Annotated in this window: 20 protein-coding genes and 2 tRNA genes; 17 read left to right on the top strand and 5 right to left on the bottom strand. The window is 60.7% G+C overall.

Annotated elements, in window-relative coordinates:
* Positions 1-23: 23 nt before the first annotated feature.
* Positions 24-983, top strand: a complete 960-nt coding sequence (locus KP004_RS05125) for an acetyl-CoA carboxylase carboxyltransferase subunit alpha (RefSeq protein ID WP_216801307.1) — start codon at positions 24-26, stop codon at positions 981-983.
* Between the two features lie 362 nt (positions 984-1,345).
* Positions 1,346-2,170 carry a hypothetical protein gene (locus KP004_RS05130; protein WP_216801308.1) on the top strand — a complete coding sequence of 275 codons (825 nt, stop codon included), beginning with the start codon at positions 1,346-1,348 and terminating at the stop codon, positions 2,168-2,170.
* Positions 2,171-2,330: 160 nt separating this feature from the next.
* Here KP004_RS05130 and KP004_RS05135 read toward each other — a convergent pair whose 3' ends face one another.
* Together KP004_RS05135 and KP004_RS05140 are read right to left on the bottom strand one after the other, a co-directional pair.
* On the bottom strand, positions 2,331-3,593 hold the full coding sequence (locus tag KP004_RS05135; protein ID WP_216801309.1) for a DUF445 domain-containing protein: 1,263 nt from the start codon (positions 3,591-3,593) through the stop codon (positions 2,331-2,333).
* Positions 3,594-3,693: 100 nt separating this feature from the next.
* Positions 3,694-4,665, bottom strand: coding sequence for a YncE family protein (locus KP004_RS05140; RefSeq protein ID WP_216801310.1), 972 nt, complete (start codon positions 4,663-4,665; stop codon positions 3,694-3,696).
* 225 nt (positions 4,666-4,890) lie between these two features.
* On the opposite strand from KP004_RS05140, the gene KP004_RS05145 reads away from it, so the two are divergent.
* The gene (locus tag KP004_RS05145; protein ID WP_216801311.1) at positions 4,891-5,679 is read left to right on the top strand and encodes a pseudouridine synthase; all 789 of its coding nucleotides are present in this window, start codon (positions 4,891-4,893) and stop codon (positions 5,677-5,679) included.
* Between the two features lie 194 nt (positions 5,680-5,873).
* Here KP004_RS05145 and KP004_RS05150 read toward each other — a convergent pair whose 3' ends face one another.
* Positions 5,874-6,380, bottom strand: a complete 507-nt coding sequence (locus KP004_RS05150; RefSeq protein ID WP_216801312.1) for a Ros/MucR family transcriptional regulator — start codon at positions 6,378-6,380, stop codon at positions 5,874-5,876.
* A 192-nt stretch (positions 6,381-6,572) separates the two neighbouring features.
* Between KP004_RS05150 and KP004_RS05155 the strand changes: the two genes are divergently transcribed.
* The 9 genes from KP004_RS05155 to hrpB all read left to right on the top strand — a co-directional run bounded on the left by KP004_RS05155 (position 6,573) and on the right by hrpB (position 14,000).
* Positions 6,573-6,776, top strand: a complete 204-nt coding sequence (locus tag KP004_RS05155) for a 4Fe-4S binding protein (RefSeq protein WP_216498335.1) — start codon at positions 6,573-6,575, stop codon at positions 6,774-6,776.
* A gap of 141 nt (positions 6,777-6,917) precedes the next feature.
* Positions 6,918-7,988 carry a 3-methyl-2-oxobutanoate dehydrogenase subunit VorB gene (locus tag KP004_RS05160; protein ID WP_216801313.1) on the top strand — a complete coding sequence of 357 codons (1,071 nt, stop codon included), beginning with the start codon at positions 6,918-6,920 and terminating at the stop codon, positions 7,986-7,988.
* A 22-nt stretch (positions 7,989-8,010) separates the two neighbouring features.
* A complete protein-coding gene (locus KP004_RS05165) occupies positions 8,011-8,751 on the top strand; it encodes a thiamine pyrophosphate-dependent enzyme (RefSeq protein ID WP_199389179.1) in 741 nt (246 codons plus the stop codon).
* 66 nt (positions 8,752-8,817) lie between these two features.
* Complete coding sequence (locus KP004_RS05170; protein WP_216801314.1) at positions 8,818-9,372, top strand: 2-oxoacid:ferredoxin oxidoreductase subunit gamma family protein; 555 nt, start codon at positions 8,818-8,820, stop codon at positions 9,370-9,372.
* 41 nt (positions 9,373-9,413) lie between these two features.
* Positions 9,414-9,487 (top strand) — tRNA-Gln (locus tag KP004_RS05175).
* 38 nt (positions 9,488-9,525) lie between these two features.
* Positions 9,526-9,600: transfer RNA gene (locus KP004_RS05180), tRNA-Glu, on the top strand.
* A gap of 214 nt (positions 9,601-9,814) precedes the next feature.
* A complete protein-coding gene (locus tag KP004_RS05185; protein ID WP_239026947.1) occupies positions 9,815-10,633 on the top strand; it encodes a phosphatase PAP2 family protein in 819 nt (272 codons plus the stop codon).
* A 211-nt stretch (positions 10,634-10,844) separates the two neighbouring features.
* Complete coding sequence (locus KP004_RS05190; RefSeq protein WP_216801316.1) at positions 10,845-11,519, top strand: HAD family hydrolase; 675 nt, start codon at positions 10,845-10,847, stop codon at positions 11,517-11,519.
* Between the two features lie 3 nt (positions 11,520-11,522).
* Positions 11,523-14,000: an ATP-dependent helicase HrpB gene (hrpB, locus tag KP004_RS05195; protein ID WP_216801317.1), complete on the top strand. Its 2,478-nt coding sequence runs from the start codon at positions 11,523-11,525 to the stop codon at positions 13,998-14,000.
* Between the two features lie 162 nt (positions 14,001-14,162).
* Here hrpB and KP004_RS05200 read toward each other — a convergent pair whose 3' ends face one another.
* The gene (locus KP004_RS05200; RefSeq protein WP_216801318.1) at positions 14,163-14,909 is read right to left on the bottom strand and encodes a peptidoglycan DD-metalloendopeptidase family protein; all 747 of its coding nucleotides are present in this window, start codon (positions 14,907-14,909) and stop codon (positions 14,163-14,165) included.
* A 409-nt stretch (positions 14,910-15,318) separates the two neighbouring features.
* On the opposite strand from KP004_RS05200, the gene KP004_RS05205 reads away from it, so the two are divergent.
* From KP004_RS05205 to glnA, 3 genes are all read left to right on the top strand, one after another.
* Positions 15,319-17,367 (top strand): glutamine synthetase III family protein, encoded by a 2,049-nt coding sequence (locus KP004_RS05205; RefSeq protein WP_239026948.1) that lies wholly within the window; start codon positions 15,319-15,321, stop codon positions 17,365-17,367.
* 370 nt (positions 17,368-17,737) lie between these two features.
* Positions 17,738-18,076: a P-II family nitrogen regulator gene (locus tag KP004_RS05210; protein WP_012531513.1), complete on the top strand. Its 339-nt coding sequence runs from the start codon at positions 17,738-17,740 to the stop codon at positions 18,074-18,076.
* 37 nt (positions 18,077-18,113) lie between these two features.
* Positions 18,114-19,526 carry a type I glutamate--ammonia ligase gene (gene glnA / locus KP004_RS05215; protein WP_183348026.1) on the top strand — a complete coding sequence of 471 codons (1,413 nt, stop codon included), beginning with the start codon at positions 18,114-18,116 and terminating at the stop codon, positions 19,524-19,526.
* A 78-nt stretch (positions 19,527-19,604) separates the two neighbouring features.
* Here glnA and KP004_RS05220 read toward each other — a convergent pair whose 3' ends face one another.
* Entirely contained in the window at positions 19,605-20,294 is a 690-nt protein-coding gene (locus KP004_RS05220; RefSeq protein WP_216801320.1) for a hypothetical protein, read from the bottom strand.
* A gap of 239 nt (positions 20,295-20,533) precedes the next feature.
* Between KP004_RS05220 and KP004_RS05225 the strand changes: the two genes are divergently transcribed.
* Both KP004_RS05225 and ppnP read left to right on the top strand, forming a co-directional pair.
* Positions 20,534-20,881 (top strand): hypothetical protein, encoded by a 348-nt coding sequence (locus tag KP004_RS05225; protein ID WP_216801321.1) that lies wholly within the window; start codon positions 20,534-20,536, stop codon positions 20,879-20,881.
* A 72-nt stretch (positions 20,882-20,953) separates the two neighbouring features.
* A complete protein-coding gene (gene ppnP / locus KP004_RS05230; protein WP_216801322.1) occupies positions 20,954-21,265 on the top strand; it encodes a pyrimidine/purine nucleoside phosphorylase in 312 nt (103 codons plus the stop codon).
* Positions 21,266-21,296 lie beyond the last annotated feature (31 nt).

Raw genomic sequence — 21,296 nt, forward strand, 5'->3', positions numbered from 1 at the left:
TGAAACCAAGGAGATAGAGATATATGGCACTGCAGCAAAGCTATCTGGACTTTGAGAAGCCGCTGGCGGAACTGGACAAGAAAATCCAGGAACTGCTGGCATTTTCCACTGAGGGGGTCGATCTCTCTGTAGAGGTCGCCAAACTTGAGGAGAAAGCCGAGAAGATGCGTGAAGACATGTTCGCCAATCTTTCCCGCTGGCAGACGGCCCAGGTGGCCCGCCATATCAACCGTCCTTTCACCCTTGACTACTTAAGCCTCATCTTCACCGAGTTCGTCGAACTGCACGGCGACCGCAACTTCGGCGACGACCATGCCATCGTGGGCGGCCTGGCCAGGCTGGACGGCGAGCCGGTCATGGTGATCGGCCACCAGAAGGGGCGCGACACCAAGGAGAAGGTGTTCCGCAACTTCGGCATGCCCAACCCGGAAGGGTACCGCAAGGCGCTGCGCCTGATGGAGATGGCCGAGCGCTTCAAGCTTCCCATCATCACCTTCGTGGACACCCCGGGCGCTTTCCCCGGCATCGGCGCCGAGGAGCGCGGTCAGGCCGAGGCCATTGCCCGCAACTTGAGGGAGATGTCCCGTCTCACCGTACCCATCATCGTCGTCATTACCGGCGAAGGGGGCTCCGGCGGCGCACTTGCCATCGCCGTGGGCGACCGGGTCCTAATGCTGCAGCACTCCGTTTATGCCGTCATCTCGCCGGAAGGATGCGCCGCGATTCTGTGGTCCGACGGTACCAAGGGAGCCCAGGCCGCCGAGGCTCTGAAGCTCACCGCCAAGGACATCAAGGATCTCGACGTCATCGACGAGATCGTCCCCGAGCCTGCAGGCGGCGCGCACCGTGATCACGAGGCGATGGCCAAAAATCTGCACGAGGCTCTTTCCAGGAACCTGAAGGAGCTGAAGGGGATCGCAGCTGACGAACTGATCGAGCAGCGCTACCAGAAGTTCAGGAAGATGAGCCGCTTCACCGAGTAAGTAGCCTCGAATATTGTCTCATTAGGCGCATCCCATGTTTGGGTGCGCCTTTTTTTGTGGTCTTTCAACACCAAAAGCTCACGAGTAAAAACCTCATTAAAATGAAGCACTTGACTGTGATAAGGCGGAGGTCGCCGCGAAATGACATGATTGGTTTTCGGCGTAAAAAGCTTTTCTTAATTATTTCGGGATAGTGAGGATCGGCACACAATCTGCTAGCGTAAACAAACCGATCTCTCCAGATATGCATCCAGCGGAACTGGCGAGCCGGAGATGTACTCTGTCGCAGGATCAGAGACAGACGTAGCTACGGGCATCATTTTAATCGCCAGTTCTGGCGCAATCAAAAGGGAGGTATGTCTATGAAGAAGATTTTGTTGTTGATCGTGACCTTGTTTCTCGCAGCATGTGGCGGCGGTGGCTCATCGACCACCGATGTGAACAGCTCGACCCCCACCGGTGCACTGTCCATCACCTTCGCGGGTCAGCAGGGCGCTGCTAAAACCAGTGGTGGCGTTACTACCATACTGGACCACAACCGTGTGCGTGTCATCATCACCAACCCGAACCTCAGACTGAACGGCGCTCCCTTCAAGGCTATGCAGGATGTAGCGGCAGTACCGGGGGCAACCTTCAGCTTCGCGCTTCCTCTGGCCACCGGCTACCTCGTCGAAGCACTTACCTACAACGAGCTCTCCGCCACCTCCAAAGTCCCCGTCGAGTATGCCGTAGCGAAGGCCGTTTCCGTTGTCAGCGCAGACCCGACCGGCAACAACGTCACCCTGGTCTTGCAGCCTGTCGAGGCCAAACTGGTCGTCCCCGCAACCGTGCTGCAAGGGAAAGCGGTCACCGTGCTCGCCAACCTCTCCACTGCGTTGGGTCGCACGGCCACCCCGCTGCAGAGCGCATGGTACATGCCGCAGCCGAAATCCTCGCCTGCCCTCATTTTCACCAACCAGACCAGCGCCTACTCCTACAAGGGCCTCCAGACTGCGACCGCATGGACCGTTACCGGCCCCGGCGAGAGGATGTACTTCAAAGGCGTGTTCACTCTGAAACCGTACATGCTTGATCCCACCAAGAATGAGACCCTGAAAATGTGGTCTTTCGGCGCTCCCGACCCTGCCTTCGGGAACGTTTCCTCCGCGATCCTGGCTCCGTATAACGTGAGCATCCCGGTGCCCTAGGGGGAACTGCAAAGAGTAATGAAATGATGAGTTAATGGTGTAATGGAGTGATTGGGGGGGCATGGCTGCGATAGCCATGCCCCCTTTTTATGTCCGTTGTGCCGATGCTGGGCTTCCGGCGCAGAACTCTTTGGCGGTGATGTGGGAAGGGGGAGGGGGGTTAACCTAAGACAAGCGACGCCGCGTGCAGCAGGATGCCGATCATACCGCCGACGAGCGTCCCGTTCATCCTGATGAACTGAAGATCGGACCCTATGCTGAGCTCGATCTCGTCGATGAATTCCTCGTTCTCCCACTCTTTGACCGTCCCGGCGATGTGTCTGGCCAGGCCGCTTCTCAGATCGCCGGCGTACCTTCTCACCACGCCCTCCAGGTGCTCGTTGATGGAATCGGTCAACTCGCCGCTCCGGGACAGGGTGTTCCCCAGCGCCACGGCCGCGTCGGCAACCTTTTTCTGGATGTTCGAGTGCTCGCGGGCCAGGTCCTGCACCATCCAATCCTTCAGGTCGGTGACCAGGCCCTTGGCATAGTGGGAGAGCTGCTGGTTGTTGACCAGTTCCTGCTTCAGTTCGGCCACCTTGGCCCGCATCACCTCGTCGTGCTTCAGCTTCACGATGAAGTCACTCACCGCCCGGTCGAATTCGTGGCGCAGTTCGTGAGTCGGGTCAGCGTTGACCGCCTCCAGGAAACCGCTCACCTTCCTGACGATCTTCTCCCCGGCGTTACGGGAGAACTGGGGACGGTTCGGAATGAACTTGCTCAAAAGCGGGTACTCGGCATCCACCCAGTTGTCCAGGGCAACCGCCACCTTCTCCTGCGATTCCGGGGTCGCCAGCCATCCTCCCAGGCGTCTGAGCAGTTCGTCGAGCACCACCTGGTGCCTGCTCTCCTTCCTCAGACTCTCCAGGACGTTTGCCGCCGAGGCGGCCGCGTCGAACCTGTCGATCCGCTCGCCCAAAGCCGCGCTCACCACCTTGCCGACCCGCTCGTCCTCCAGGAACTCGATCGACTCCGAGATGACCCGGGTGATGCCCTTTGCCAGCCCCTCGGCGTTGTCACGGCTAATAAGGTAGTTGCACAGGTGCCGGGCCGGATCGAATTGCCGCATCCGCTCCACCAGGACCTCGGTGGCGAGGAACTTCTCCTGGATGAAGCGCCCCATGTTGTCGGCGATACTCTCCTTTTTCTCCGCGACGATGGCCGTGTGCGGGATGGGGAGCCCCAGCGGGTGCCGAAACAGGGCCACGACCGCGAACCAGTCAGCGAGAGCGCCTACCATGGCGGCCTCGGCGAAGGCGGCGACCCAGCCCCAGGCCCCGGCGCCGTGGTTCAATCGTGCCACGATGAAAAGCAAGGCGGCGCCCACAAGCAGGGCGCCGGCAATGGTTTTGTTTCTTTTGAGTGTTGCCTGTCTGATATCCATCTGTTTCGACTCCTTGTTTCCTGGCATTACTGCTGCCGATGGCGGCCCACCTTTTTATCAGGTTGCCGGAAACAAGGCAATAACCAGAATGGCGCTGTAGCTAAATGGTGACCCCTCCGGCCGGGCCGGTGACAGTGACATGGCTTGCCACTTCCGGCGGGTGCATGGTCATGTCGAAGGTCACCAACTCGTTTGCGCTCACCATGTACAACTTGGTGCCGTCCGCGCTGAAGGTCATCGGGCCGGGCGCATAGGCATTGGTGAAGAAGAGGGCGGTGCCAAGCGGAATGGTTGAGACGTCATAAACAGCGTAGTTTCCCAGCCCGCCGGCGGGTTCGGCATAGCCCATGAGGAGCAGATCTCCGTCGGGGCTGAGCGCCGCGCCGTTCACCTCGCCGCTGCCTACCGTCGACAACAGCACCGGTGGGGTGGCGGCCGCATCGAAGACGTTGATCCCACCCTGTCTGAAGCTTGAGATGGCAAAGGAGCCGGTCGGATTGACATAGACGAATTCGGGGCTCTCGTTCTGCCCGGCGACGGCGGCTATCAGTACCGGTGCGCTGGCGGTGATGTCATAGACGGAGAGGCTGTCGTTGATGGTGTCATCCTTGGGACCGCCGGTGACAAAGAGGCGTTTGCCGTCGGGCGACACTGCCATGCCACAAAACAGGATGCCGCGTACGGGTGTGGAACTTTGCAGCACCGGCGGCGTGACGGTAAGGTCGATGATCTTGATGCTGCCGTCGTCCATGGGGCCGCAGCTCACGAAGGCCCTGGTCTGTTCCGGATCGATCGATATGGCATAGGGCTCCGCCCCCAGCGACACAGTGGCAATGACCTCCATGGGAGCGGTGGTTGTGTCTATGATGGTGATACTGTCCGACCCTCTGTTGATGGCATACAGCCGCGTCTTGCTCCTGTTGGTCGCCAGCTGTTCAGGCTGCATGCCGACCTTGATGGTTTCCACCAGCTTCGGCTTTTCTTTGCCGATGTCCATCACGCAGATGCTGTCCCCTGTTTTCTGGGAGAAGTAGAGGTACTGCTGGCCGTTTCTTCGGTAGGGATTGGTCATGTGCAGGATTCTCCTTTGTGAGAGGTAACCGTGGCGTTGCGGTGCAGGGTGTCCGATCTCGAACCACGAAAGGGTATCAAAGTATGATTAAAAATCTATAACCATAAACGGGCGGGACGGATTGGTCGTGAGAGTCCGGGGTGGGGTTAAAGCTTGCGGTTGCCACAGCACCATGTTATGAGTAACTTCGTTCACAATACCGGTGGATCCGGGTAAGGAGACTAGATGCAGGAGCGTTTGCAAAAGATACTTTCGCAGGCTGGAATCGCCTCACGGCGCGAGTCTGAAACGATCATCGCGGCGGGACGGGTGGCCGTGAACGGCGTGGTGGTCACGGAACTGGGAACCAAGGCCGATCCCGACAACGACGCCATCACCGTGGACGGCAAACCGATCACGGTCACCGAGAAGCGGCTCTATCTGCTCCTTTACAAGCCGGTGGGCTACATGACCACGATGAAGGATCCCGAGGGGCGTCCCATCGTCACAGAACTGCTGAAGGGGATCAGGGAACGCGTGTATCCGGTGGGGCGGCTGGACTACAATACCGAGGGGTTGCTGCTTTTGACCAACGACGGCGCATTCGCCAACATGCTGATGCACCCGAGCCACGAGGTGGACAAGGGGTATCTGGTCCGGGTGAGCGGGCAGGTGTCGGCTGAGCAGATCCGCAAACTGGCCGAAGGTGTCAAGCTGGAGGATGGCATGACCGCGCCGGCCAAGGTGCTCCCCGTGAGCGAAAGCGAGAACAACTCCTGGATATCGATCACCATCCACGAGGGACGCTACCGCCAGGTGCGGCGCATGTGCGAGGCGGTGGGGTTGAACGTGGTGCGTCTGAAGAGGTCGCGTTACGACTTCCTCGAGATCGGCGACATGAAACCGGGGGACTTCAGGCACCTCACTGCCGAAGAGGTGGCCAAGCTCAGGAGGAAGACGGTCCCCAGCGGCACCGGTCGTGGCCCCCGCAAGACTGGCATAGTGGCAAGGAGAAAGACCGCTCCGCGCCGGTGAGCTTTCGCTCGAGCCGGTAATCAGACAGAAGAAAAGCCGCCTTGGGGCGGCTTTTTCGATACCGGATATATTCAAAACTGCACGCACGGGGGGGACTCAGGCCGAGGGTGGGCTGCTCCCGCCGGAATCGTCCTGTGGCTCAGGAAACCCCGAGCCGTCCCACTGGAAGCAGGCAGACATCATCACATGTTGTGCTACGCGCTCATCTGCTGTTTCTGTTTCGGCACACGCGGCGTCTTCGCGGGCTTTTTTTCGGCACCGCCTTTGGCAGCCAGCTTCGCCGCCCGCACGGCGCGCGCCTTGGCCAGGTTGTCTGCAAGTCCCTTCTCCTGTGCCATTCTTCTGCGCGCCTCGGAGAAGTTCTTGGCAGTCAGGGCCTGGTTGCTGGGAATACCGAACTGCTTGCGGTACTCGCCGGGTTTGATGCCATGCACCTGTGCCAGGTGGCGTGCGAGGGTCTTCATGCCGCTCTTGCCGCAGAGCATGCAGCTCACCTGATCAGGCTGAAACGCCTTTTTCAGGGGAACGGCAGGCCCTTTGCCCTCGACCCTTTCCACCCCCTCACCGGTTTCCACTTCGAGCTTCTGCAGGGCGCCGTGCACCTTCTGCAGTTCTAGAAGCAAATCTTCGCCTGACATCTCTGTAACCGAGGCATGTGAAGAGACTATGCTTGCCGTCAATTCGAGCAGTGATGATGCCATCGTTTCGCTCCTCCTTTTAGATTTTTAAGGTGCGTACATGAGACGCTTATTATTAAACTATACACAGATTTAAAAGCAAGTGATAAATCACATGTGTAAACAAAAAAGTTGACTGGCTTCACAAATTTCTGCTAGTTTCCAGCGCTGATTGCATGGTCGGAGCAGGCCACGAGACAATAGGGGACTTAAGGCATGGGGAGAATTGTAATAGACGAAATGCGCTGCAAGGGTTGCGGTATCTGCACCATTGCTTGCCCAAAGAAGCTGATCAGGCTGTGCGAAAAGGTCAATATCCAGGGATATGCACCTGCTGAGGCTCCCGATCTGGAGCAGTGCACCGGGTGTGCTCTCTGCGCCGAAATCTGTCCGGACGTTGCCATCACTGTCTTCAAATAGTCATCTCCGATCACACTTAATAACTGTTTTGCCTGCTGATTGAGTTGCCGGTCACCGCGCCGCAGCGATCGTGGCGCGTTCGCATCGGGTGCTGCACCTGACTGCCGCACCTTCGGTCGGCAGGATCCGTGGGAGGGTCAATTGTCTAAACGGCTTTTTGTCAAAGGAAACGAGGCCGCTGCCATGGGCGCGGTAGAGGCGGGCTGCCGCTACTACTTCGGATATCCCATCACCCCGCAAAGCGACATCCCTGAATACCTTTCGCGTGAACTCCCCCCCCTGAACGGCGAGTTCATCCAGGCCGAGAGCGAGATAGGGGCGATCAACATGCTTTTGGGCGCCTCCGCAACCGGAGCGCGCGCCATGACCTCCTCCTCGAGCCCCGGCATCTCGCTCAAGCAGGAGGGGATTTCCTATATGGCCGGAGCCGAGCTCCCCGGCGTCATCATCAACATCTCCCGATCCGGCCCGGGTCTGGGCGGCATCGACGCCTCCCAGTCGGACTACTTCCAGTGCGTCAAGGGCGGCGGCCACGGCGGCTATCACATCCCGGTGCTCGCCCCCAACTCCGTGCAGGAGATGTACGACCTCACCATGCACGCCTTCGACCTGGCCGACCTGTACCGCACCCCGGTCATGCTGCTGGGAGATTCCGTCATCGGCCAGATGAAGGAGGCGCTCATCCCCAACCCGCGTCCGGTGCGCGAACTGCCGGCCAAGGGGTGGGCGGTGCGCGGCAAGAGCGGTGCCGAGCAGCGTGTGGTCAAGTCCCTGTTCCTGGGTGACGGCGAGCTCGAGGCGCACAACTGGCACCTGCACGCCAAGTACCAGGTGATGAAGGAGAAGGAGTGCATCTCCGAGGAATACGAGACTGCCGACGCCCGCCTCATCGTCGCCGGTTTCGGCTCCGTTTCCCGGATCGCCCACACCGCGGTGACCATGGCGCGCGCCGAAGGGATGAAGGTGGGGCTGTTCCGCCCGGTCACCCTGTTCCCGTTCCCCGAGCAGGCCCTGGCGCAGGCCGCGGCACGGGCCGGCAAGGTGCTCGTCGTGGAGCTCAACACCGGACAGATGGTCGAGGACGTCCGTCTCAGCGTGGGTGCCGCCGCGCAGGTCTCCTTCTACGGCAGGCCGCCGGGAGCGGGTTCCCTTCCTTCACCGGAGGAACTGCTCGAAGTGATCAGGAAGAACTACCAGGAGACGGCGCGCTAGGCCGGGAGAGGGGTTGAGCCATATGCAACAGGTTTTCAAAAGACCGCAGAGTTTGAAGGACGTGCAGACCCATTTCTGCCCCGGTTGTCACCACGGCACCATCCACCGCCTGGTGGCCGATGCCATGGATCTCTACGGGGTACAGGACCGGACCATCGGCGTGGCGTCGGTCGGCTGTTCCGTCTTCCTGTACGGCTATTTCGATATCGACGTGGTCGAGGCTCCCCACGGCAGGGCGCCCGCCGTTGCCACCGGCGTGAAGCGCGCCCGGCCCGACAGCTTCGTCTTCACCTACCAGGGTGACGGCGATTTGGCCGCCATCGGCACCGCCGAGATCATCCACGCCGCCAACCGCGGCGAGGACATCACCGTCGTCTTCGTGAACAACACCACCTACGGCATGACCGGCGGCCAGATGGCTCCGACCACCCTGGTGGGGCAGAAGACCTCCACCTCCCCCTACGGCCGCGACAAGTCCAAGGACGGCTCTCCGATCAAGATGGCGGAGTTGATGGCGCAGTTGGGCGGCGTCGCCTACTCCGCGCGGGTGGCGGTGGATTCGCCCAAGCATGTCCTCGAGGCCAAGAAGGTGATGCGCGAGGCCTTCGGCTACCAGGCCCAGGGCAAAGGGTTCTCGTTTGTCGAGGTGCTCTCCGCCTGTCCCACCAACTGGGGCATGAACCCTCTCAAGGCCAACGCGAGGATCGGCGAGGAGATGATCCCCTACTTCCCGCTGGGCGTGTTCAAGAAGGAAGAGGCGTAGCGCAGGTAACTTAGAACGTAGAACATAGAACGTAGAACATGTTCTGATGTTTTCGGAGGGACGCGGATGCGTAAAGATGTCTTGATAGCGGGATTCGGTGGTCAGGGGGTGCTTCTGGCCGGCAACCTGCTCTCCTATGCAGCGATAGATGAAGGAAAGAACGTCAGCTACTTTCCCGCCTACGGGGTGGAGAAGCGCGGCGGTTCCGCTACCTGCACGGTCGTCATCGCCGATGGAGCGGTGGGCTCGCCCGTAGTCGGGCAGCCCTCGGTACTGGTGGTGCTGAACCAGGCATCCCTGGAGCGCTTCGGCGCGCGGGTCCGTCCCGGCGGCGTCCTCATCGTCAATTCGTCCCTGGTCGACGTCTCTTCCCTGGGGCGCACCGACATAGAGATCGTGTCGGTCCCCATGAACGAGATAGCGACAGAGTTGGGCGATCTCAGGATGGTGAACATGGTCGCGGTCGGCGCCTACGTTGCCCTGACCGACGCGGTGCAGCTCCCGTCTTTGGCTGCCGCGCTGTCCCATGCGCTCCCCGAGCGCAACCACAGGTTCATCCCGGCCAACGTCAAGGCGATAGAAACCGGGGCCGAGACGGCCAGGGCGAAAAAAGAAGCTTGACTTTGGCATCCCAGTTCTGGTATTTAACTGGTCTCTCGCGATGGGGTATCGCCAAGCGGTAAGGCAACGGACTCTGACTCCGTCATCCAAGGTTCGAATCCTTGTACCCCAGCCATACCAGCCCCAGCTTCTTTTGAAGCTGCTACATAGTCAGGTCCCATCGTCTAGTGGTTAGGACACCGGCCTTTCACGTCGGTAACAGGGGTTCAAGTCCCCTTGGGATCACCACCTTAAAAACAGCGCCAGAAGCAGGGCGCTGTTTTTTTTTAAGCTGTGCCCGCGGACCGGGCTGGCGTAGCGTCGTCGGCCGCCGTTTCCTCCCAGGAGTTGCTCGAAGAGTGAGATAAATACAGAACGGAGAAAGTCGATGACAGTGGCCGTTTCAGGAAGCACCTCGCCAGCGCAGCAGTCTGCACCAGATTTCCCCATTTTTTGCCGTCCCTTGTTTGCCGGATTTCCCGTCGTATTCCTGCTCTGGCTCGTCCTCTGCCAAGTGGCCATCGTTACGCCGGTGCATGCCGCCGAGAACGTCTTTACCAGCACGACCGCCATCAAGGAAGAGACGGTGCGCTTCGCGGGAGAGGGGACGCTGTTCCTGAAGGGGCCGGTCGATCCTTACCTTACCGGGACCGTGGTGACTGCCGGTCTCTTCGGCCTCACCTATCTCTTCGACGAAAAGATCCGGGATGAATTCGCCGGCTCGCACCACGGCGTTATGAGGGGGGTTACCGACGCCGGTAACGCGGTGAGCAACCCGCTGCTCCACCTCGGCGTTGCAGCCGCCTTTTATGGGACCGGTGCCCTTACCGACCAGGTGAAGGTGATGCAGCTGGGCGAGGAAATGGGGGAGGCCCTGCTTCTTGCCGACGGCGCCACCTTCGTTCTCAAGGGGGTGATCGGGCGGGGGCGTCCATACCAGGTGGACAGCAGTACGAGCTACCGCCCCTTCCAGTTCAAGGACGGCTACGACTCGCTCCCCTCGATGCATACCGCGAGCTCGTTTGCCCTGGCCCACGTCTTCGCCGACAAGACAGACAATTTCTACGGGAAGGCCGCCTGCTATGCCGCCGCCGGCCTCGCCGGATTTTCCCGGGTGTACCAGAACAAGCACTGGGCGAGCGACGTGGTCCTCGGCGCAGCCATAGGGGAACTGGCCGGTGCTGCCGTAACGAGGTACCGTTCCGCCCCGGCGGGAAGCGTCACCGTGGCGCCCATGGCCATCGGCGGTGCGCCCGCAGTGGCGCTTTTGGGCAAATTCTAGGTTTCACCGGGGTGCGACTCGAGGCCTCCCCCTCCCTTGACGGGAGGGGGCAGGGGGGTGGGTGAAGCCGCAAGCGACTGCGATGATGTCACCCTCCCCCACCTCCTAACCCCCTCCCGCAAGGGGAGGGGGGACGACGGCAAATCTTCCTGAATCCCCCTTTGTTAAAGGGGGACTTTCCATTTCGCAGTTGTATCAAAAGGAGCTTCGCATGCTGAAGGCAGTCATCTTCGACTTCGACGGGATCATCGTGGACACCGAGCCGTTACACTACAAGGCGTTCCAGGAGTTGCTGGTGCCGCTCGGCCTGGGTTACTCCTGGCAGGAGTACCTCGATCTCTACATCGGCTTCGACGACCGCGACGCCTTCCGCGAGGCCTTCCGGGTGCACGGCCGGGCGCTTACCGACCAGGAGCTCAAGGAGCTGATCAAGGGCAAAGCCGCGGCTTTCCTGAAGATCGTCTCGGGCGGTGTGGCGCCGTACCCGGGCGTGGTGGAACTGATCCGCTCCATCTCCGGCAACCTCCCGCTTGCCCTGTGCAGCGGGGCCCTCAGTAGCGACATCGAACCGATCCTGGCCCAGCTCGGACTGACCGATGCCTTCGACGTCAAGGTAACCGCCGACGAGGTCGCGGCGAGCAAGCCCGATCCGGAAAGCTACCGCCTCGCCGTGCAGCGGCTCCAGGAGCGTTTCCCGGGCAAAGTGGACGCGGCGGGCTCCATCGCCGTCGAGGACACCCCTGCCGGCATCGCCTCGGCGACCGGGGCCGGTCTCAAGGTGCTGGCCGTGACCAACAGCTACCCGGAGGAACGCCTGACCGGTGCCTGCCGCGTGCTCGATTCGCTTGCCGGTGTCGACCTCGAGGGTCTGCGCCTGCTCATCTGATCCATGCTGAAACCCGCCGTCATCGACACCATACTCCCCGAACTGCTCGCGGCGCTGCAAAAGGGTAACGTCGCCGTGCTGCAGGCGCCTCCGGGGGCGGGCAAGACCACGCGGGTGCCGCTCGCCCTGCTCGATGCGCTTTCGGACCGCGGCCGCATCGTCATGCTGGAACCGCGCCGCCTCGCCGCCGTGAACGCCGCCCGCTACATGGCCCAGTGCCTGGGCGAGGAGGTGGGGAAAACGGTCGGCTACAGCATCCGCTTCGAGCGCAAGGTTTCCAAGGCAACCCGCATTGAGGTGGTGACCGAGGGGATCCTGGCCCGCCGGCTGCAGGGCGACCCGCTGCTGGAAGGGGTTGCGGCGGTAATCTTCGACGAGTTCCACGAAAGAAGCCTTACCTGCGACCTTTCCCTCGCTCTGTGCCGCGACGTTCAGCTCGGGCTGCGCGAGGACCTGCGCCTGCTGGTCATGTCGGCGACCCTCGATGCCGAGCCGGTGGCGAGGCTTCTTGGGGGCGCGCCGCTTGTCACCAGCGAGGGGCGGCAGTTCCCGGTCGAGCTCCGTTATCTGAAGAGCGAGCCGACAACGAGGCTGGCCGAGACGGCGTGTGCCGGGGTGATGAAAGCCCTTGCCGAGACCGAAGGGGACATCCTGGTATTCCTGCCGGGCGCCGGCGACATCAGGCGCTGCGAAAGCATCCTCCAGGCCCAGGTCGGCCCGCAGGTGATGATCGCCGTCCTCTACGGGGACCTCCCCTTCGCCGCCCAGGAGCGTGCCATCCTCCCGGGCGACCGCCGCAAGGTTGTGCTCGCCACCAACATCGCCGAGACCAGCCTCACCATCGAAGGGGTGCGGGTGGTAGTCGACACCGGCTACTCCCGCCAGCTCCGCTACGATCCCTCCACCGGCCTCAACCGCCTCGACACCATGCGTATCTCCGCGGCCTCCGCCCAGCAGCGCGCAGGTCGTGCCGGCAGGGTCGCCCCGGGCGTCTGCTACCGCCTCTGGACCGAGCACACCCATAGTGCCCTTCTTCCCTTCACCGCTCCCGAGATCAAGGTTTCCGACCTCGCGCCGCTTGCGCTCGACCTGGCGCAGTGGGGGGTAGCCGATCCCGCCTCGCTGAGTTTTCTCGATGCGCCTCCGGCCGCCCACCTCGCCGAGGGACGCGCGCTGCTGAAAGCCTTGGGCGCTCTCGATCAGCGCGGCGCCATCACCGCACTGGGGAGCAGGATGGCTGCACTCCCGATGCATCCGCGCCTTGCCTCCATGCTGGTGGGCTCGCTCGACGCCGGACACGCGCCGCTTGCCTGCATGCTGGCCGCCATCCTGTCCGAGCGCGACATCATGCCGCGCGGCAGCGGCAGCATCTCTGAAAGCGATCTGCTGGACCGGCTGGATGCGGTTCGCGAACGCCGCGACCCGCAGGGGGCGCGGACGGTGGAACGCCTGGCTGCCTATTTCCGCGGCACTCTCGGCGTACCCGACGCCCCCGTGCGTGCCGATGCCGACGCCGTCGGCCGCTTGCTCCTTATGGCCTATCCGGACCGGGTGGCGCGTGAGCGGAATCCCGGCTCCGGACGCTACCTCATGGCCAACGGCACCGGTGCCAAACTGTCCCCGCGCAGCAACCTGCGGGCGCAGCCTTTCATCGTCGCCGTCGAGGTCGAGGGGGGCGCGGGGGAAGGAGACATCCACATGGCGAGCGCCGTTTCACTGGAGGCGATCCGCTCGGGATGCGCGGCCGCCATAACCCGGGAGCGCAGGGTGTTCTGGGAGGAACGCGAGGGGAGGGTGGTGGCCCGGGATGAGGAGCGGCTGGGCGCCGTCATCCTTTCCGAGCGGGCGGCGGCTCCCGAGAAGGAAGAGATCGCCGCGGCGCTGCTGCTGGGGATACTGTCGGGGACTGGCATCGGCGGGCTCAACTGGAGCGAGCATGCCTTGCAGTACCGGAACAGGGTGCGCTTCCTGGCCCGGGTGCTCCCCGAGGAGCAATTACCCGACCTCTCCGACGAGGCGCTGGCGGCCGGCGCGGGACAGTGGCTCCTCCCCTATCTGCAGGGGGTGCGGACCCTCGCCCAACTGGCCAAGGTCGACCTGCTGCAGCCTTTGAAGGCGCTCCTCGATTACCGCCAGCAGCAGCTCGTCGAGAAGGACGCGCCCACGCACCTGCAGGTCCCGAGCGGCTCACGCGTCGCGTTGGAGTATCCGGCAGAGGGGGAGCCGTTTCTTGCGGTCAAGCTCCAGGAGATGTTCGGGCTGGCCGAGACGCCTCGGCTTGCGCGGGGCAGGGTGCCGGTGCTGATCCACCTGCTGTCGCCGGCGCGGCGTCCCATCCAGGTAACGGCCGATCTGAAGAGTTTCTGGAACGGGGCCTACCGTGAGGTGTGCAAGGAGTTGAAAGGTCGCTATCCGAAACACCCTTGGCCCGACGACCCCTGGAATGCCCCGGCTACGCGGCATGTGAAGAAGAGAATGTGAAACGGCAATTGACAATGGATAATTGACAATTGACAACGCTGAATCTTTTTGTGTGAGTGGGGAAGGGCGGAGTGGGGGGCGGTAAGCCGGCAACAGATGGAAAGAGAACGCCAAATTGTCAATTGTGCATTGCCAATTGTCCATTCCCAATTGTCCATTGCCTCAATTGATATTGGTGAAGACGAGTGAGCCGTCCTTGTGGAGGTAGCTTCTGATGCTGCCGGTCACCTCAGGTATGCCGGCGCCGTTGTCGAGGTAGTTGCGCGTCACGTTGATGCCGTTTTTCCATAGTTCGAAATGCACGTGGGGCCCGGTCGATCTTCCCGTCGAACCCGACAGCGCCACGGTCTGTCCCGCCTCCACCTGGTCTCCCACCTTGACCTCGATCTGCGAGTTGTGCCCGTACATGGACACCATTCCGTCGGCGTGTTGGACGGTAACGAGGTTCCCGTAGCCGCCGTGCGTTCCGCTCTCGATCACCTTCCCTGCCGCTATCGCCTTGACCCTGGTGCCGGTCGGCACCGCGATGTCGACGCCGTTGTGATGTCTCAGCCCGCCATCGATCGGGTCGTGCCGCAGGCCGTATCCGGAGGTGATTACCCCCTGCACGGGGAGCTTGGCATCCAGGCCGGTGAGATCCGGTGTTTCCTTGCCGGGTGTCGAAGCGGTGGGAGCCTGCTGCATCCTGGCCTTTGGCTTGGGCGGCTTCACTTCGCGCAGCACCCGCACCGCGCCGCTGGTGGTCGGGGTGTTGGTGAAGACCTCCACGCCGTTGTCGTCGGTGTAACGGAAAAAGTCGGCCTGCGCCGGCGCGACGCAGAGCGCGCCAACCACGGCAGCTGCAGGCAGTAGTGCGCGTGCCAGCCGCGACGCTCCGTTGCATAGTAGTGTGTGTGCCTTTTTCTTCACCGTCGATCCTTCGCCCAAACTCCGGGCCGCCCCATCCCCGCGCTTACAGCAGGTCGTACTATAGTATTACAGCCGCCGCTTGGCAAGTGGCGAGTCGCATGCAGGTTTCCCTTGCCTGCTGACTGGCAGGCGGGTCTCACTGCCCGGCAGGTGCCGCCCTGGCCTGTCAGTGGGAGGTAGGCGGAGATCGACTGCACCGGCGGCGTAGGAGGTGTGTAAAGAATAATCACGAGGGGGCCGTACTGGGCACTTCTCTTGCTACAGATTGAAGATCTGACGCAATGGGCCTGTAAGTCATTGGAACTTCATTTCGTTTGATAAGCATTCTGCTTATTTTTTAGACACTGCTGCACAAAAAGGAGGCTGTATCGTGGAGATGTTCGGGCAAAACGTGTTTAACCAGTCTGTGATGAGAGAGAAGCTGCCGAAAGCTGTGTTCAAGAACCTGAAGAAAACTATCGACGAAGGTCTGCCGCTGGATCCCTCCATTGCAGATGTTGTCGCAGCGGCAATGAAAGAGTGGGCCGTTGAAAGGGGCGCAACGCACTTCACCCATTGGTTCCAGCCGATGACCGGCATCACCGCGGAAAAGCATGACGCTTTCCTTTCGCCGACCGAGAGCGGGGCGCTGTTGGAGTTTTCCGGCAAAGAACTGGTCAAAGGCGAGCCGGATGCCTCCTCCTTCCCCAGCGGCGGTCTGAGGGCCACCTTCGAAGCCAGGGGCTACACCGCCTGGGACTGCACCTCGCCTGCCTTCCTGAGGGAAGAGGCCGACGTCATCACCCTCTGCATCCCCACCGCGTTCTGCTCCTACACCGGTGAGGCCCTGGACAAGAAGGTTCCCCTGCTTCGTTCCATGGAAGCGCTTTCCGCGCAGGCTGTGCGTGTGCTCAAGCTGTTCGGCAACAACGACGTCACCAGGGTTACCTCGACTGTCGGCGCCGAGCAGGAGTACTTCCTGGTCGACAAGTCTTTCTACCTGCAGAGGCCGGACCTGATGATGGCAGGCAGGACCCTTTTCGGCGCCATGTCCTCCAAGGGGCAGGAGCTGGAAGATCACTACTTCGGCAGCATCAAGGAAAGAGTGCTTTCCTACATGAAGGAAGTGAATGAAGAGCTGTGGAAACTCGGCGTCACCGCCAAGACCCAGCACAACGAAGTGGCACCGGGACAGTTCGAGATCGCACCGATTTTCGAGAACACCAACATCGCCACCGACCATAACCAGATGGTCATGGATGTTCTCAAGCGCGTCGCCCTGAGGCATGACATGGTCTGCCTGCTGCACGAGAAGCCGTTCGCCGGCGTCAACGGCTCCGGTAAGCACAACAACTGGTCCATGAGCTCCAACGATGGCCAGAACCTGCTCGAGCCGGGTCGCACCCCCCATGACAATGCCCAGTTCCTCACCTTCCTCATGGCCACCATCAAGGCCGTCGACACCTACGCCGGCCTGCTGCGCTGCTCCTGCGCCAACGCCGGCAACGAATACCGACTGGGCGCCAACGAGGCACCTCCGGCGATCATTTCGGTCTTCCTCGGCGAGCAGCTGGCCGACATCATCGACCAGATCGTTGCGGGCGTAGCCAAGTCCTCCGCAATGAGCGGTCTCATGGACATCGGCGTAAGCACCCTTCCGGCGCTGCCCAAGGACGCCACCGACAGGAACAGGACCTCGCCGTTTGCCTTTACCGGCAACAAGTTTGAGTTCAGGATGCTCGGTTCATCCTTCTCCATCTCCGGGCCGAACATCATCATCAATACCATCATCGCTCAGGCGCTGAAGGAATTCGCCGACGTGCTGGAGAAATCCACCAACTTCGACGCCGACCTCGACCAGCTGCTGCAGGAAACCGCGAAGAAACACCAGCGCGTGATCTTCAACGGCAACAACTACTCCGACGAGTGGGTCCAGGAAGCGGCCAAGCGCGGCCTGCCGAACATCCCGAGCACTCCCGACGCACTCAAGGAGCTGGTCTCCAAGGAAGCGCAGGAGGTGTTCGCAGCTCACAACGTATTCAGCGAGAAGGAGCTGCACGCTCGTTACGAAATCATGGTCGAGCAGTACGTGAAGACCCTGAACATCGAAGCGCTGACCATGATCGACATGGCCAACCACAGCATCATCCCCACCGCCATCGAGTATGCGACCACGGTGGCATCGTCGATCAATGCGGTTACCGCGGTATCCAGCAAGCTGGACGTCTCCACCCAGAAGGAACTGCTGGAAGAGCTCAGCGACAAGCTTGCCGCGATGAGCGCCAACACCAAGGCGCTGGAGAAGGCGCTCGAAGAGGCCAATGGTATCGCCGATGCCGACAAACAGGCCGCCGCATTCCGGGCCAACGTCTTCACCAAAATGCTCGAGCTGCGCGCCACCGGCGACGCGCTGGAGAAAATCATCGCTGCCAAATACTGGCCGCTGCCGACCTACAGGGAAATGCTCTTCGTCCTGTAATCCCTGGATTGATTACCTGCCTGACAGTAGGAGCCCCATTACGGGGCTCCTATTTTAGCTTTGCCCCAAGACAGGAGCAGTAGGACTGTCTTAACAAAGAACTTTTAAAATAGGTCGGGAGTCAGCCGGATATATTGCCGCAAGCGTCTGCCTAACTATTAGGCGACGGTCGTGCCGCTTTCGAAGCGGCAACGCCTCCTGGCTGGTTAAGTTTCTGAAATTACAAGTACATGATAGCCTTCAGTCGATTGGCCGAAGTCTTGCAGCTAGAGTTACCAACAATCAATCCGCGGTTTATTAGAACTTGCAATTCTATGGCAAGGTATCTATAATTCGCGGCGCACTGAACGACAAGCGGAGGATAACTGCCTTGAAAAAAGTCGAAGCAATCATAAAACCTTTCAAGCTTGATGAAGTGAAAGAAGCTCTCAACGAGATCGGCATCCAGGGGATCACCATCGGTGAGGTGAAGGGTTTCGGTCGCCAGAAAGGGCACACCGAGCTTTACCGCGGCGCCGAGTATGTCGTCGACTTCATTCCCAAAATCAAGATGGAGATCATCGTTTCCGACGAAGTGGTCGGCAAGGTCGTTGACGCCATCGAGCAGGCCGCAAAAACCGGGCGCATCGGCGACGGCAAGATTTTCGTCACCCCCGTGGAAGAGGTAGTCCGGATCAGGACCGGTGAAAGGGGCGAAGACGCTCTCTAATTGGCTGATTCTTTACTTAATTCGAAAGGAGATAGTAATGACACCAAAACAAGTTGTGGAGTTTGCCAAAGAAAACGGCGTGCTGATGGTCGATTTCAAGTTCATGGACTTCGTCGGCATCTGGCAGCACTTCACCGTACCGATGAGCGAGTTCGGTGAGGACACCTTTGAGGAGGGCCAGGGCTTCGACGGTTCCTCCATCCGTGGGTGGCAGCCGATCCACGCTTCCGACATGATTATCCTCCCGGACCCGACCACAGCAAAAATGGACCCGTTCACCGCGGTACCGACCCTCTCCCTGATCTGCGACATCTTCGACCCGATCACCAAGGAAAGCTACTCCCGCGACCCGCGTAACATCGCTAAAAAAGCCGAGAACTACGTGAAGTCGACCGGCCTCGCCGACACCGCCTACTTCGGACCGGAAGCCGAGTTCTTCATCTTCGACGACGTCCGCTACGACTCCACCGCCAACTCCTCCTTCTACGCCGTCGATTCCGTCGAAGGCGCCTGGAACACCGGCCGTGAAGAGTTCCCGAACCTCGGCTACAAGCCGCGCCACAAGGAAGGCTACTTCCCGGTTGCCCCGACCGACTCCCAGAACGATCTCCGTAACGAGATGGTGATGGAGCTCCAGAAGGTCGGCATCCGCGTCGAGTGCCAGCACCACGAAGTCGCCACCGGCGGCCAGGCCGAGATCGACATGCGCTTCTCGTCGCTGGTGGACATGGCTGACCAACTCCAGTGGTTCAAGTACGTCATCAAGAACGTTGCCAACCGCAACGGCAAGACGGTAACCTTCATGCCGAAGCCGCTCTACGGCGACAACGGTTCCGGTATGCACTGCCACATGTCCCTGTGGAAAGACGGCACCAACCTCTTCGCCGGCGACAAATACGGCGGGCTTTCCCAGATGGCTCTGTACTACATCGGCGGCATCATCAAGCATGCCCGCGCCCTGTGCGCCTTCACCAACCCGACCACCAACTCCTACAAGCGTCTGGTGCCGGGCTTCGAGGCTCCGGTGAACATGGCTTACTCCAGCCGTAACCGTTCCGCCTCCCTGCGAATCCCGATGTTCTCCAACAACCCGAAGGCGAAGAGGATCGAGTACCGTACTCCGGACCCGTCCTGCAACGGCTACCTCGCTTTCGCCGCCATGCTGATGGCAGGCCTCGACGGCATCGAGAACAAGATCGATCCGGGCCAGCCGCTGGACAAGGACATCTACGGTCTGTCCCCGGAAGAGCTCTCCACCATCCCGTCCGCTCCGGGGAGCCTGGAAGAGGCTCTCAACGCCCTCAAAGAGGACCACGAGTTCCTGCTCAAGGGCGACGTCTTCACCCCGGACGTCATCGACAAGTGGATCGAGTACAAGACCGAAGCCGAAGTCAACCCGGTCCGCATGCGTCCGGTACCGCTCGAGTTCGCTCTCTACTTCGACATCTAAGCAGTTGTGCTCATACGGGCAGCAAAAAAGGCGGGGGATTTACCCCCGCCTTTTTCGCGTTCTGCTCTGTATGTGCGGCTAGTTGTAGCCCAGGCTTTCCAGGACCGCCCTCGTGGTCTTGGTGGCGACGTAGGGGCCGTAGCTTGGTGCGACGTTCTTTATGAACTCCGGGGTGAGGTCGTCGTCGTACCCGGTGAAGGCGATGCCGCCGATGAGCGGTATGATGCCGATCTCGAGCCAGCCGACCTCGGTCCAGGTCCTGTCGATCTCGGCCTGACGGAACTCGTAGTGAGCGGGTATGGAAAGCTGCTGCGATTTCCCGCTCTTCACATTGGTGACGATGGCCTCGGTGCTGATATCCGCGGTGTAGCCATAGCCCCAGATGGCGGGGGCAAAGATGAGGAAGCCGGGCCAGTTCACGAAGAAGTTGGAACCCTTGCCGTCGTAGTGCGGCTTGACGGAAAGGTCGATGACTGCGTCGGCCTGGTCCTTGTTGTTGGCCGTCGTGTAGGGATAGATCACTCTTTCTACGGAGCTGTTTCTCTGCAGCGCATCGACAATGGCATTGATATATTTGCTGTTTTGGGGATGGCTGCTGTTAGTCGATGTGACACCGAGCTTGATAGTCTGTTTGGGCACTGCGGCAGGAGGAACAAAATAGTCATCGGCATTGGTAATTCTCATGTTGTGAGTGCAGCCGCTGCTCATCACGATGAGAAGCGATGTTGCCAGGACGCATGCGGTTTGCTTCTTTACCTTTTTAAACATCAACGACTCCTTGCTGTAACGGTTAACTAATTAGTCGGGACTATACAGATCCGGCTAATTACTGTCAAATGCTATACGAAATAATCTCGTCTTCATCCAGTAGGCGATCAACAAGGAACAGATACTTCAATTCAGACGGCAGGTGGAGTCTTTCTCCTTGAAGGCGGCATGAAAAACTGTTACCTTCACCACTTGCGGCATCGCGCCCCGGCGTCGGACCGCTGGCCCGGAGGGACTGATTGCAGCAGCATGAGAAAGTGACAAAGCTGGTAGCGTGGTTTGCCAATGCTGCCCAGCGCCACGCGCAGGCGCTGGAAGCCATGGCTGAAGAGAGTGCCGCCGCCGAGGTTGCAGATCTGACCCGTTATTACCGCGCGTTGCAGCGCGAGAACGGGATCGTTGAGTTGCTGCGCCTGCTCGATGATTCAGATCCCGTTGTCGCCGGCATGGTGGCCGTTTTCGCCATGCGTGAGGCTCCTGAGCGCTGCGTAGCGACGCTCACGGTGATCGCGAAGCAGCCGGGGCTGATCGGCTTCCGCGCCCAGGCGGCCCTGGAGCGTTGGGACAGCGGCGAATGGGAGAAGTAGGGGCAGGCCCGCTGCCGCAATGTCGCAATGCAGGGTTTTTCGCCCGATATCATACATTTGAGGGAGGTTACAGTGTCTGAGTTCAACAACGTAACGGTGGTCAAAGAGGCCAATGTCTATTTCGACGGCGGCGTCACCAGCCGCACCATTTTCTTCGCCGACGGGTCCCGCAAGACCCTGGGTATCATGATGCCGGGCGAGTACACCTTCAACACCGGTTCGGCCGAGCTGATGGAGATCATGTCCGGCGAGATGACCGTGCTCCTTCCCGGTTCTCCGGACTGGGTGGCCGTCAGGGGCGGTGAGGCCTTCGAGGTCCCGGAGAACTCCAGCTTCAAGCTGAAGGTCACCGCCGTCTCCGACTACTGCTGCTCTTTCCTGTAAAAGCGAAGCCCCTGGTCCTGGCCAGGGGCTT

The organism is Geomonas oryzisoli (genome assembly GCF_018986915.1).
Taxonomy (GTDB): domain Bacteria; phylum Desulfobacterota; class Desulfuromonadia; order Geobacterales; family Geobacteraceae; genus Geomonas; species Geomonas oryzisoli.

Bases quoted from the DNA above. Each gene is read 5' to 3' on its own strand.
- KP004_RS05220 (WP_216801320.1), bottom strand. From the start codon at position 20,294: ATGTTTAAAAAGGTAAAGAAGCAAACCGCATGCGTCCTGGCAACATCG.
- hrpB (WP_216801317.1), top strand. From the start codon at position 11,523: ATGCTGAAACCCGCCGTCATCGACACCATACTCCCCGAACTGCTCGCG.
- KP004_RS05145 (WP_216801311.1), top strand. From the start codon at position 4,891: ATGCAGGAGCGTTTGCAAAAGATACTTTCGCAGGCTGGAATCGCCTCA.
- KP004_RS05130 (WP_216801308.1), top strand. From the start codon at position 1,346: ATGAAGAAGATTTTGTTGTTGATCGTGACCTTGTTTCTCGCAGCATGT.
- KP004_RS05170 (WP_216801314.1), top strand. From the start codon at position 8,818: ATGCGTAAAGATGTCTTGATAGCGGGATTCGGTGGTCAGGGGGTGCTT.
- KP004_RS05155 (WP_216498335.1), top strand. From the start codon at position 6,573: ATGGGGAGAATTGTAATAGACGAAATGCGCTGCAAGGGTTGCGGTATC.
- KP004_RS05125 (WP_216801307.1), top strand. From the start codon at position 24: ATGGCACTGCAGCAAAGCTATCTGGACTTTGAGAAGCCGCTGGCGGAA.
- KP004_RS05205 (WP_239026948.1), top strand. From the start codon at position 15,319: ATGAGAGAGAAGCTGCCGAAAGCTGTGTTCAAGAACCTGAAGAAAACT.
- KP004_RS05150 (WP_216801312.1), bottom strand. From the start codon at position 6,380: ATGGCATCATCACTGCTCGAATTGACGGCAAGCATAGTCTCTTCACAT.
- KP004_RS05140 (WP_216801310.1), bottom strand. From the start codon at position 4,665: ATGACCAATCCCTACCGAAGAAACGGCCAGCAGTACCTCTACTTCTCC.
- KP004_RS05135 (WP_216801309.1), bottom strand. From the start codon at position 3,593: ATGGATATCAGACAGGCAACACTCAAAAGAAACAAAACCATTGCCGGC.
- glnA (WP_183348026.1), top strand. From the start codon at position 18,114: ATGACACCAAAACAAGTTGTGGAGTTTGCCAAAGAAAACGGCGTGCTG.
- KP004_RS05165 (WP_199389179.1), top strand. From the start codon at position 8,011: ATGCAACAGGTTTTCAAAAGACCGCAGAGTTTGAAGGACGTGCAGACC.
- KP004_RS05190 (WP_216801316.1), top strand. From the start codon at position 10,845: ATGCTGAAGGCAGTCATCTTCGACTTCGACGGGATCATCGTGGACACC.